This window comes from Streptomyces sp. BBFR25 (assembly GCF_044590125.1).
Taxonomy (GTDB): Bacteria; Actinomycetota; Actinomycetes; order Streptomycetales; family Streptomycetaceae; genus Streptomyces; species Streptomyces canus_D.
The window spans coordinates 1,422,174-1,433,617 of sequence record NZ_CP172447.1 but is presented as its reverse complement, the minus strand read 5'-3'; the positions used below and the strand labels follow the sequence as shown (position 1 = coordinate 1,433,617).

The following is an 11,444-nucleotide window of genomic DNA, read 5'->3' as shown; positions in this document are numbered from 1 at the left end:
GGAATCATATGGACGGGATGCACAACATGCAGGAACTGTGGCGTCGATTCGAAGAGTGGCTCCGGGAGAACGCACCGGGCGACTATGCCACACTCCGCCCAGGATTGTCCGACGGTGATGTATCCAGGTTGGAGAGCCGAGTCGGCTTCCCGCTCCACACCGAGCTGAAGTCGCTCCTCTCGGAACGCAACGGTGTCACACCGCCCAGATCCAGCATGGCGCCCGGTGCATTTATTCTCGGGTACAGCCTTTTGGATGCCGACGGAATCACGGAATGGCATCAGAATCTTTCCGTCATGGCGCACGAAGCGGTCGAGGAAGGTTACGAGGAAGAGGTGGTCGGGCGCACCGCTCACACCCAATGGGTTCCCTTCGCTCAGGCCCTCACCGGTGACCTGCTGTTCGTCGACCACCGTACGGACCACTATGGAGAAGTCGGCGAAATCTCGTTCGGCGACCCCGAGTACCTGCGGCTCTGGCCGTCGATGACTGCCATGCTGACCGACCTGAACAACGCGGTGGAGGGATCGCTGCCGCTACCCACCGCACGGCGTCGTCCCTCGGTCCATGAAGGGCGCATGCTGGAGTGGGTCACGGGCTGACGGAAAGCGAAGCGTCCTGCCGGATCACCATGATCCGGCAGGACGCTTCCTTTGGTCCCACTGTCAGCTGATGTTGCAGACCGACTTGATGTCGCAGTACTCGAACCCGGTCTGGACGAAATACGCGTCATTGTCGAGCAGACGAATCTCGGACGTGAACCGCCCAAGGTCGCCGCCGGCATCCGTGTTCTGCTTGACAGGAACTGCGGCGCGGCCGCAGATCTCGTTCCATGTCGGATACGGGTAGTTGTTGTCGAGCTCCAGCATCCAGCTGCCGTCGGACTGCTTGTCCGCGTAGAACTGCGCGCAGGACTTGCCCGAGGCCAGTGTCATCCCGCCGCTCTCACGGGATTTCGCGAACGGGTACTCGTCGCAACTGGTGCCGTCCGCGTTCGGGTGTGGATTCCACTCCGCGACCGCGAGCATGCACATCTTGTCCCGGTTCTCCTTGGCCTTCGTGTCATCCGCCAGGCGGTGCAGCGGCTTGTTGTGCTGCTCGCTTCCCGGGTGGGAGGCCAGCTTCTCCATGAGCACCCAGTAGTACGCGGCAGCGGCCGGGTACTTCTTCGTGTTCATCTGAAGCGTCGGAGTGTAGTTGGGGAACACGCAGCCGGTGTTGCCGCCCACCTTGTTGTCACAGCGGACATCGAAGGCTCTGTTGCTCCACTTCGGAACGGCCTGAACCCCGGCGCTGGGTGTGGACCACATGGTGTCCCAGGTGAAGTCCAGCTTCGATTCGCCTCCGGTGGTCTTCTTCCAGGTGTAGGTGTTGGTCCGGGTGGCGACGTGCGTGTCACCGGGGGTCCAGGTGGTGCTGCCGATCCAGGAGCCGAGGCTTTCGGTGCAGTCACCGGTCGGCCAGCAGTCCTCCGCGAACGATGTCAGCGTGGTGGAGGTGAGCCCCGTCATGTTGACCAGGGACAGCTCGGTCCACGTGGTGAACACGTTGGACTTGGGGTTGAGGTTGATCTCCTGGACGACCTTCATCGTCGCGTTGCCGACGGGGGCGCCGTCGCGTGTCGCGGTCAGCGGAAGCAGGCCGCGCAGACATCCTTGCGTCCTGGTCTGCATGGCCGCGCCGTTGACGTTCGAGCACCACCCGACGGGCCCGGCAGCGGCTGCGGCGGCGCTCTTGAGCAGGTTCGGGGTCTTGGCCTTCTCCTCGTCCAAGGGGACGTAGGAGCCGCACCATCTGATCCCGTCCCGACCGGTCGCGCACGTCGGCTTGCTCGGCTCAGCGGCCGCCAACGACTTCAGAGCGGCACCGGCGGGGACTTCCTTGGCGTCCTGAGCGCCGACGAAGTCGACGTCGGACGCGTTCGGGTCCGCCTCGGGGAAGATGATGTCGTTCAGGCCGTCGTAGTCCCCGGGCACGAACGCTACGGCGTCGAAGGCGATGTCCTTGGAGCCGTCGCCGCCGTTGAAGTTGTCGAGGCTTACCTCGGGAACGGTGTCGTTGAACTGGTAGGCGCCCAGGTCCACCCACTTGTTGGACTGGTTGGCGTCCTGGGAGATCGCCTTGACGGTGGTGCCGTGTGCGTGCTTGATGCGGTATTCGGCCTTGGAGGTCTGCGCCCCGTGGTCGGGGATGTGCGCATAGACCTTGGCCTGGCCGCCGTGCTCGGTGATCTTCTGACCGAGCTTCCAGGTGCCGGTGACCTTCATCCGGTCGCCGGGCTCCGGGAAGGATTCGGGGGAACGGGTGTGGGCGAACCAGAAGTGGTTCCCGTACCCCGCGCCGATCTGGTGCGTGTCGATCTTCCCCGGATAGGTGGTGATGGTCTGCCCGGTCTCGGCGTCGATGACCTCGGAGGGCTGATAGGTGAGGGTGAAGGTGCCGTCCGACTGCACTGCCCCGCAGCCGCGTGAAGCGGACCCTGCCGGGGTGGTGCCGTCGCGAACGTCGTCGACGATCAGCGCGTTCGAGGGCAGGCCGCTGCTGCAGCGCGGCGGGTAGGAGTTGGCGTCCGGCTGTTCCGGATACGAGGTGTTGAAGCGGTGGACCTGGTGGCCGCACTCGGCCAACCGGTCGCAGTCCTTCCACTTGGCCGACTTGTCCCACCAGCAGTGCAGCCAGTGGGGGTTGGTGTCGGAGTCGCCCGCATCGAGCTTGCAGGCGCCCATGCCGGGGTCGTTGGAATCGCCGTCCGCGATCTTCGACGGGTCACAGGAGTTGGACTCGTCGCAGAAGGTGTCCAGCGGCGGCTTCACCGTGGAGCGCTGTTCGTTGCTGTTCCACCAGGCGGCCAGGTAACCGGGCCGGAAGTCGCCGGGCGCGAACATCGCGGAAATCGGGCGGGCGGCCCAGCCCAGCACCTTCTCCTGGTACGGCCAGTCCTGCGGGTGCGCGGCGTGGGAGTAGTCGTCTCCAGCCGGATCGGCTGCGCTTTGCAGGAACGGGACCCGGTTGGCCTTCCACAGCGGGTTGGCCGGGTTGTTCGTCCAGCCAAGCCCCTTGTGGCCGGCGGAGTCGGCGGCCGGGTAGAAGCCCGAGTTGTACGCCCACAGGGCAAAGAACCAGTTCTCGATCCACTGCGGATGACCGTCATTGATCATCATTTCCTGGCCGTGGAGATCGTTCCACTTGCGGGAAAGGATCGTGACGCCGTAGGCGATGTTCGCGGCGTAGTCCAGGGCGACGGCTTCCTGAGTGGCGGGCGGCAGTGCCGTCTCGCCCTCTTTGGTCTTCCCGGCGAGCCGCATGCCGTCGGTGGCCTGCGTGATGCCGTAGCCGCAGTCCGCCTCGGAGAAGTTGACCCGCCAGGGGTCTGCCTGCGTCCCGTCCGAGGCGTACTGGGTGCCGTAGTAGTTGCCGATGAGGCTGTTGGCGGTGACGCCGGGCACGGCGAAGCGGGTCGCCTGCCACATGTTGGATTCCTGTGCGGTGATGCCGAGCATCACCTGCGAGGGTATGTGCCAGCGGTCGGTGACGTCCGGGTCCTCGTTGTCGAGGGTGCCGTTGGGGTCACCGGCCAGCGTGACAGGCGGGAACAGTCCCTGCGGGGTGTAGGAGTCCATGCCGGTGTTCTTCCAGTTCGCCGGCCGGGGAACGTGCAGCTCTCCCACGACGGCCTGGTCCACGGCCCATTCCACCTGTCGCGGGGTCGGCTGGAACGCCTGCTTCTTCACGTCGTTGCGGGCCACCGCGCAGTAGCGCTCGTCGGTGCCCTCGCTGGGACCGGTCGGTGATGCCGCGAGCGCCTGAGTGCGCACCGTCTGCGTGGAGAGTGCCCTGCTGTCACCGCTGCCCGACGGCTTCGCGGACGACTGCTTCCCCGTGGGGACGCCCAGCGCCGGAGAGAGTCGGCTTCCGGCTTCGGCACGTTCGGCGGACAACTGCGGTGTGGCGTCCAGTTCGGCGTGTTCGCCGGTGGCGACCACGTCCAGAGTGATCCGCGCGTCACGGACCTGCTTGGCTTCCTTGGGCGTGATCAGGCTGGTCTTGCCGTCCGCCCAGGAGGTGGACACGCCCACGTGGCCCAGATTGGACATGCGGGCGCCCTTGGCGAGGTGTCCCGGATTCTTCACCGGGCCCGGCAGACTCCCCTTGTTCTTGGCCTTGCCCGTGAGGAACACCGTGCCGCCAGGGGTGGCGGACAGGTCCCAGTCGGCGAGGTTGCCTTCAGCCACCGTCTTCGGTGTGGTCTTCTTGCCCTTCACCTGGGCGGCATCCAGGTGCTTGGCCCAGGACTTCGCCCTGGCCTTCTCGCTGTCGCCTTCCCGGTCGATGAAGGTCACGCCGTCGCCGCTGTCGGCCGCGATCTGGAACGGCACATGCTCCGTCACGGCCAGGACGGTCTCCCGCTGTCCGTTGATACGGACGAGTCTGTTGCCGTGACCGGCGACGATGCCGTGCCGGGTCGGGACAGCCGAGGTGACCTGACCGGGAAGGCCAACCGGCCGGGACTGCTTGCCGGTGGCCGCGTCCACGGTGATCAGACGGGTCTTCTGTTCCTTGTCCCCGTCATGGGTCAGCTGAGTGAACACCACATCGTCCCCGGTGCCGCAGCCCGGAGAGAAGTAGGCCAACGAGGCGGTGAACGGCAGCTTGGTGACCTGGCCGCTACCCAGGTCGACCACTGCGGTGAACGCCCCTCGCACCATCAGCTCGGGGTTGTTGGTGAACGTCCGGGGCGCATAGGCGACAGCCGCGTACTTCCCGGACCCGGTCACGCACGCGTTGCCCAGCCAGGTGTCCGCGGCGAAGCCCTCTTCACGCAGGGTGGCTACGGTGGTGAACTTGTAGCCGTCCTTCTCCTTGCCCGTAAGAACGTGGAACCCCGTGCCATCGCCGGACGTGGACAGGGCCACGTCCTTGGAGGAGCGGTAGTTCTTCCCCAGGACGGCGGCGCGGTCCTCCTTGCCGACCTGACGGGGCTTACTCGTGGCTTTCGGTAGACTCTTCCCTCCTTGAACGGCGTTGTCAGGAACTTTCGGTCCCTGAGCCTGCGCAGAGATGGTCAGCGAAGAAGCGAGAATCGCAGTCACTGCCGTCACTACCAGCGCGCGTTTTCTCTGTCTGACACGCACGTGCATGTGTTTCCTTTCGTTGGCTCGCTTGAACTCGGCGCACACACCGCTGATGTCCGGTGGCGCTTTCGACGAGGTCTCTCTACGCAGGGCAGGTCTACGGCGATGCGCAGACGCTCTGCGCTGTCGCGCCCCTCCCTAAAGAACAACTTTCAACTGCCTTGCCCTGGACGGCTTTGAGCAGGGCACCGCGACGTCTTCAGTCCCCCTGGGGCGCTCATTAGATCATCACAACAACGGGATGAAACGGACGTACATCCCTTACGTGTACGTCACAACTACATCACAAGAGGCTTTGCAATCTATTTACTGGAGCCTGAATCCGACTGTGCAGCGAGCGACGGAAGGGGTCTTCGCCGGCCCGAGAAGATGCAGGACGCAACGACGAACTGGTCGTGTTGCAGGCGGAGTTGACGTGCGGCCTCCGGGCGAAGACGAGAGGTGCGTCGCTCGGCCCAGAGCCGAGGGCTGCACTCCGCGCAAACGACATGCCAGGTTCACAGGACCTCAACAGTCTGTTTAAGTTGTGCCCTGCGTCCCTCGCGGCTCGACCGCTTGAGGGGCCGTCACAAGTGGTGACGTGTACGTCAGTTCACGTCAGCCGGGCGGGACCTCGCTTCAGGCGACATCTGGTCAATCCCTTCGTGCGGGACTGCCGACTTGCGCCACCTCCGGGACGACTCTTCACCTACAACAAGCACCTACCTGTTTCACGGGAGTTGAAATGAACAAGATCATGAGAGCTCTTGGCATCGCGGTTGCCGCCATCGCATTCACGATGTCGAGCGCGGCCACCAGCAACGCGGCAGTCAGTCAGGACGGCACGGCATACGCCAAGCCGGTCGGCGGCTCCTTCCCGGCAAAGGCGCACTTCAAGGCCTACGGTGAGATATTCACTATCTCTGACCTCAAGGCAGACGGGCGCTCCGGTATCGGCGTCCTCAGCTACGGGAGCGCAGCGAGCACCTACTACTACTGGAACCACAGCGGCTCCGGCACGACCCTCACGAAGAACCTGGACATCGCAGAGGGAACCCCGCTGCACATCTGGTCGTGCACCGGTAACTTCCAGGGCACTCCGACTGGCGGACTCGACTGGAGTTCCGGCTGCAACCCGAACACCGACGCCGGCACCTCCGTATGGGCCTGAGCTCAGCAACTTGCTGCCAACTGACCATACGGGCTTGAGAGTTGACCGCAGGGCCTCGACTCACAAGCGGGCTTGCGGGCGCCGCTGACCAGGCAGGTTCCACTGCGAACCCTCCCCAGCCGGGTGGTGGGCGGGCATGGCGAGCGCAAGAGGTTTCGCCACTGCCCGCCGACCCGCGCGGCGTTGAGCCCATCAATCACAGGCGGTACCGTTTCGCACCCACCGGGGAATCGTCGGTGCGGCTGCTGCGCAGCGTACAGCAACGGGAAAGTGTGTCATGAAACTGAAATTGCTTGGCAGGAGCATAGCTTCGATTCTGGCAGTTACCGTCTTGAGCGTGGGCTGCTCGAACCATTCGTCCGACGGCACAGCTTCGGCCACATCAAGTGAACCTGCACCTACGGCCCTACCTCCAGACAGCCTGCCGGTCAAAATGAAGGAAGCCGCCAAGAAAGGCCTCGGCTTCTCCGCCCGAGATGCGACAGACCTTGGCCGAACAGTGGATCTGCAACACGCAGAACTGTGGCGGGCTTGCCTGACGAGAGAAGGCGCCGGTCCGGACTCCATTGATTTCGGTGCCGTCCCGCGCGGGGAAGAGTGTCCAACTCATTGGAACGCCCATGTCCCCACCCCCAAGACGCCCGATCTCATAGGGAAGGACTTCGAGAAGTCCTACGTCCAGCTACTGAAGAAGGGGTACAACAGCCGGTTCATTGACGTGTTCTACGGAACCGACGGTATCGTTGACCAGCAAGACGTTTCTCGGGTGCACGGAGAAATCTGCAGCCAAAGCCCGAAACCTGGCGAACCATACGACGCCTCGGAAAACGTAGAACTGCACGTCGCGCTAGAAAAATGCCCGTCGGCTTGAATTTGCACTCGTGATGTCGGCGGTGTCGAGCGACGAACCTGTGTGACGCGTGAGTGAGGCGTGTCCACAGATGACCGAAGCGGAGCGGATCGGATCCATGGGGCGAGCGGAAGAGAGAAAAGCGCGGCAGCGCGGTGGACGCCGCGCGGCGCCGAAACGCCGCCGTTCTGCGGGTGCGGCCGCGGGCGCGGGCGGGAAGGGCCGGATACGGCGGCTGTTCACGTGGAAGAAGATCGTCGGCACGTTCTTCGGCCTGTGCCTGCTCGGCATGGGCGCCTTCATCGTGCTGTACATGATGATCGACATCCCCGAGGGCAACCCCGAGGCCGAGCTGCAGAGCAACGTCTACAAGTACAGCGACGGCAGCATCATGGCCCGCACCGGCGAGCGCAACCGTGAGATCGTCGACCTCGCGAAGATTCCCAAGGACGTCCAGCGGACCTTCGTCGCCGCCGAGAACAAGACGTTCTACAAGGACGCGGGCGTCGATCTGAAGGGCACCGCGCGCGGTGTGCTCAACACCCTCTCCGGCAAGGGCGCGCAGGGCGGTTCGACGATCACCCAGCAGTACGTCAAGAACTACTACCTGACCCAGGAACAGACGGTCTCGCGCAAGCTGAAGGAACTGGTCATCTCGCTGAAGCTGGACCGGGAGAAGTCCAAGGACTACATCCTCGCCGGCTACATCAACACCAGCTACTACGGCCGCGGCGCCTACGGCATCCAGGCCGCCGCCCAGGCCTACTACCGCGTCGACGCCGAGGACCTGACGGTCGAACAGGGCGCCTACCTCTCCGCGCTGCTCCAGGCGCCGAACCAGTACGACTGGGCGATCGCCAGCGAGACGGGCAAGAAGCTGGTCCAGGAGCGCTGGAACTACGTCCTGGACAACATGGTCGAGCAGAAGTGGCTGAGCGCGGGCGACCGGCAGGGCATGACGTTCCCGACACCGAAGGAGCCGAAGGCCGCCGCGGGGATGGACGGCCAGACCGGGTACCTGGTGGACGCGGCCAATGCCGCGCTCAGGAAGCAGCTCGTCGCGCAGGGCGCCGCCGAGGACATGGAGCAGGCCAAGGCCCTGGTGGACCTCGGCGGCTACACCGTCACCCTCAACATCGACCAGAAGAAGCAGGCCGCGCTGGAGAAGGCGGTCAAGGAGAAACTCACCAGCAAGCTGGACCCCGACAAGCGCAAGGTCGACGCGGACGTCCAGGCCGGTGCCGTCTCCGTCGACCCCAAGACGGGCTCCGTCGTGGCGATGTACGGCGGCGTCAACTACCTGAAGCACTACACCAACAACGCCACCCGCGACGACTACCAGCCCGCCTCCACCTTCAAGCCGGTGATCCTCGCCGCCGCCGTCGACCACGACGCCGAGACCCAGGACGGCGTGCCGATCACGGCCAACACCCTCTACGACGGCGACAGCGAGCGCCCCGTGATGGACGGCGACCAGAAGGTCGGCTTCGCACCGCCCAACGAGGACGACCGGGACTACGGCGAGATCGACGTCCAGGAGGCGATGAACAAGTCCGTCAACTCCGTCTTCGCGCAGATGGGCATCGACGTCGGCATGAGCGAGGTCATGAAGGTCGCGGCCGACCTCGGCATGGACACCGAGGGCGAGCAGGCCGTGCCCGCGCAGACCCTGGGCAGTATGGGCGCCAGCCCGCTGGAGATGGCCGGCGTCTACGCCACCCTCGACAACCACGGCAAGAAGGTCACCCCGCAGATCGTGAAGTCGGTCGAGCACAAGGACCGCACCATCGAGATGCCCGACCCGATCGGTGAGGAGGTCATCAGCCGGGAGGCCGCCGACACGGTGACCTCCGTACTCACCGGCGTGGTCGACGACGGTACGGCCAGGACGTCGGTGCGGGAGAACCCGCTGCGCGACGGTCAGCAGGTGGCGGGCAAGACCGGTACGTCGGACAACAACAAGTCGGCCTGGTTCACCGGTTTCACCCCGGGTCTGGTCACCTCGGTCGGCCTGTTCGGCGAGGACGACAAGGCACCGCACCCGCAGGTCCCGATGTACAAGGCCGCCGGTGTCGACTACCGCGTCAACGGTGGTGGCCCCCCGGCGGAGATCTGGGCCGCGTACACCTTCGGCGTCATGGACGAGGTCACCAAGTTCCAGCTGGACACCAAGCAGGGCGCCGCCGTCAAGCCCAGCAAGTCGCCGTCCACCTCCCCGTCGCCGAGCAACTCGCCGACCCACGAGGAGACGACCGAGGCACCGCCCCCGTCCAAGGACCCGACGACCGAGGCACCCCCGTCGACCGACCCGACGACCCAGCAGCCGCCCGAGTCGCCGACGAACTCGCCGTCGAACAGCCCGTCCACCGAACCACCACCGGACGGCGGCGGCTCCACCGAACCCGAGAACCCGCTCTTCCCCGACTGGGGCCGGCAACCGTAGCCCGCCAGGCGTCGCGTGTCAGCTCGAACCACATCCGAGGGAGACTCCGCGAGGTGCTGAAGCTCGCCGCGGCATATCTGCCGCAGGCACTCGCCCAGCCCGCGACGACCACCCTGGTCCGGGTCGAGGCGCTGATGGCGGCCCTTCCGGCGCTGAAGCACCTGGCGGAGCTCGAAAGCCGGGACCGCGAACGGCCGAAGCGGTGACCGGACAGCCGGTCGACGGGACCGCGGCGACGGCGTTGCCGGGGGTGCCTGACGAGGCAAGTCGCCTGGTCAGGCACCCCCTTTGGGGTCTCTAGAAGAAGCCCAGCTTCTTCGCGGAGTACGACACCAGGAGGTTCTTCGTCTGCTGGTAGTGCTCCAGCATCATCTTGTGGTTCTCCCGGCCGATGCCCGACTGCTTGTAGCCGCCGAAGGCGGCATGCGCCGGGTAGGCGTGGTAGCAGTTCGTCCACACGCGTCCCGCCTGGATCGCGCGGCCGGCACGGTAGGCGGTGTTCATGTCGCGGGTCCACACACCGGCGCCGAGGCCGTACAGGGTGTCGTTGGCGGTCTTGATCGCGTCGTCGAAGTCGTCGAAGGACGTCACCGACACGACCGGACCGAAGATCTCCTCCTGGAAGATCCGCATGCGGTTGTGGCCCTCGAAGATCGTCGGCTGGACGTAGTAGCCGCCCTTCAACTCGCCGTCGTGCTCGATCCGCTCACCGCCGGTGAGTACCTTGGCGCCCTCCTGGCGGCCGATGTCCAGGTAGGAGAGGATCTTCTCCAGCTGGTCGTTGGAGGCCTGCGCGCCGATCATCGTGTCGGTGTCCAGCGGGTGGCCCGGCTTGATCAGCTCGGTGCGGGCGACGGCGGCCGCCATGAACTCGGCGTAGCTGCCGCGCTGGACGAGCGCCCGGGACGGGCAGGTGCAGACCTCGCCCTGGTTGAGCGCGAACATCGTGAAGCCCTCGAGCGCCTTGTCGCGGAAGTCGTCGTCCCGTGCCCAGACGTCGTCGAAGAAGATGTTCGGCGATTTGCCGCCCAGCTCCAGCGTGACCGGTTTGATGTTCTCCGAGGCGTACTGCATGATCAGCCGCCCGGTGGTGGTCTCGCCGGTGAACGCCACCTTCGCGACGCGGGGACTCGACGCCAGCGGTTTGCCCGCCTCCACGCCGAAGCCGTTGACGACGTTCAGGACGCCGGGCGGCAGCAGGTCCGCCACCAGGCTGAGCCAGTAGTGGATCGAGGCCGGGGTCTGCTCCGCGGGCTTCAGGACCACCGCGTTTCCGGCGGCGAGGGCGGGTGCCAGCTTCCAGGCCGCCATCAGGATCGGGAAGTTCCACGGGATGATCTGCGCGACGACTCCCAGGGGCTCGTGGAAGTGGTAGGCCACAGTGTCGTCGTCGATCTCGCCGAGCGAACCCTCCTGGCCCGGACCGCGCCCGCGAAGTAGCGGAAGTGGTCGATGGCGAGCGGGATGTCGGCCGCCAGCGTCTCGCGCACCGGCTTGCCGTTCTCCCAGCTCTCGGCGACCGCCAGGCGCTCCAGGTTCGCCTCCATGCGGTCGGCGATCTTCAGCAGGATGTCGGAACGCTCGGTCACCGAGGTACGGCCCCAGCCCGGAGCGGCCTCGTGCGCGGCGTCGAGCGCCAGCTCCACGTCGTCCGCCGTGCCGCGCGCGATCTCGGTGAACGGCAGGCCGTTCACCGGGGACGGGTTCTCGAAGTACTGTCCGCGCGCCGGCGGCACGTACTCGCCGCCGATGAAGTGGTCGTAGCGCGACTGATAGGAGACGATCGCGCCCTCGGTGCCGGGTGCCGCGTAACGGGTCATCCTCTGTGCCTCCCTCATCGAGCGCTGCCCGCCGTTGGACAGCTCTGCG

General features: G+C 65.6%; 6 protein-coding genes and 1 pseudogene. 5 read left to right on the top strand and 2 right to left on the bottom strand.

Translation table 11 applies throughout. The features are described 5' to 3' along the window. Positions 1-26 precede the first annotated feature (26 nt). Positions 27-602, top strand: coding sequence for an SMI1/KNR4 family protein (locus ACGH52_RS06365; protein ID WP_399938104.1), 576 nt, complete (start codon positions 27-29; stop codon positions 600-602). Positions 603-665: 63 nt separating this feature from the next. On the opposite strand, the gene ACGH52_RS06360 is transcribed toward ACGH52_RS06365, so the two are convergent. Beyond that, entirely contained in the window at positions 666-5,138 is a 4,473-nt protein-coding gene (locus tag ACGH52_RS06360) for a hypothetical protein (RefSeq protein WP_399938102.1), read from the bottom strand. A gap of 718 nt (positions 5,139-5,856) precedes the next feature. Here ACGH52_RS06360 and ACGH52_RS06355 point away from each other — a divergent pair. From ACGH52_RS06355 to ACGH52_RS06340, 4 genes are all read left to right on the top strand, one after another. Further along, positions 5,857-6,282 carry a hypothetical protein gene (locus tag ACGH52_RS06355; RefSeq protein ID WP_076973221.1) on the top strand — a complete coding sequence of 142 codons (426 nt, stop codon included), beginning with the start codon at positions 5,857-5,859 and terminating at the stop codon, positions 6,280-6,282. Positions 6,283-6,559: 277 nt separating this feature from the next. Next, positions 6,560-7,153, top strand: a complete 594-nt coding sequence (locus tag ACGH52_RS06350; RefSeq protein ID WP_399938100.1) for a hypothetical protein — start codon at positions 6,560-6,562, stop codon at positions 7,151-7,153. A 97-nt stretch (positions 7,154-7,250) separates the two neighbouring features. Continuing rightward, the gene (locus ACGH52_RS06345; protein ID WP_399938098.1) at positions 7,251-9,575 is read left to right on the top strand and encodes a transglycosylase domain-containing protein; all 2,325 of its coding nucleotides are present in this window, start codon (positions 7,251-7,253) and stop codon (positions 9,573-9,575) included. Positions 9,576-9,628: 53 nt separating this feature from the next. Further along, positions 9,629-9,781 carry a hypothetical protein gene (locus ACGH52_RS06340; RefSeq protein ID WP_399938096.1) on the top strand — a complete coding sequence of 51 codons (153 nt, stop codon included), beginning with the start codon at positions 9,629-9,631 and terminating at the stop codon, positions 9,779-9,781. A 91-nt stretch (positions 9,782-9,872) separates the two neighbouring features. On the opposite strand, the pseudogene ACGH52_RS06335 reads toward ACGH52_RS06340, so the two are convergent. After that, positions 9,873-11,395, bottom strand: a pseudogene (locus ACGH52_RS06335) (aldehyde dehydrogenase family protein). Between the last annotated feature and the right edge of the window lie 49 nt (positions 11,396-11,444).

Excerpts from the sequence above, each read along its gene's own strand:
- ACGH52_RS06365 (WP_399938104.1), top strand. The coding sequence starts at position 27 with ATGCAGGAACTGTGGCGTCGATTCGAAGAGTGGCTCCGGGAGAACGCA.
- ACGH52_RS06360 (WP_399938102.1), bottom strand. The coding sequence starts at position 5,138 with ATGCACGTGCGTGTCAGACAGAGAAAACGCGCGCTGGTAGTGACGGCA.
- ACGH52_RS06355 (WP_076973221.1), top strand. The coding sequence starts at position 5,857 with ATGAACAAGATCATGAGAGCTCTTGGCATCGCGGTTGCCGCCATCGCA.
- ACGH52_RS06350 (WP_399938100.1), top strand. The coding sequence starts at position 6,560 with ATGAAACTGAAATTGCTTGGCAGGAGCATAGCTTCGATTCTGGCAGTT.
- ACGH52_RS06345 (WP_399938098.1), top strand. The coding sequence starts at position 7,251 with ATGGGGCGAGCGGAAGAGAGAAAAGCGCGGCAGCGCGGTGGACGCCGC.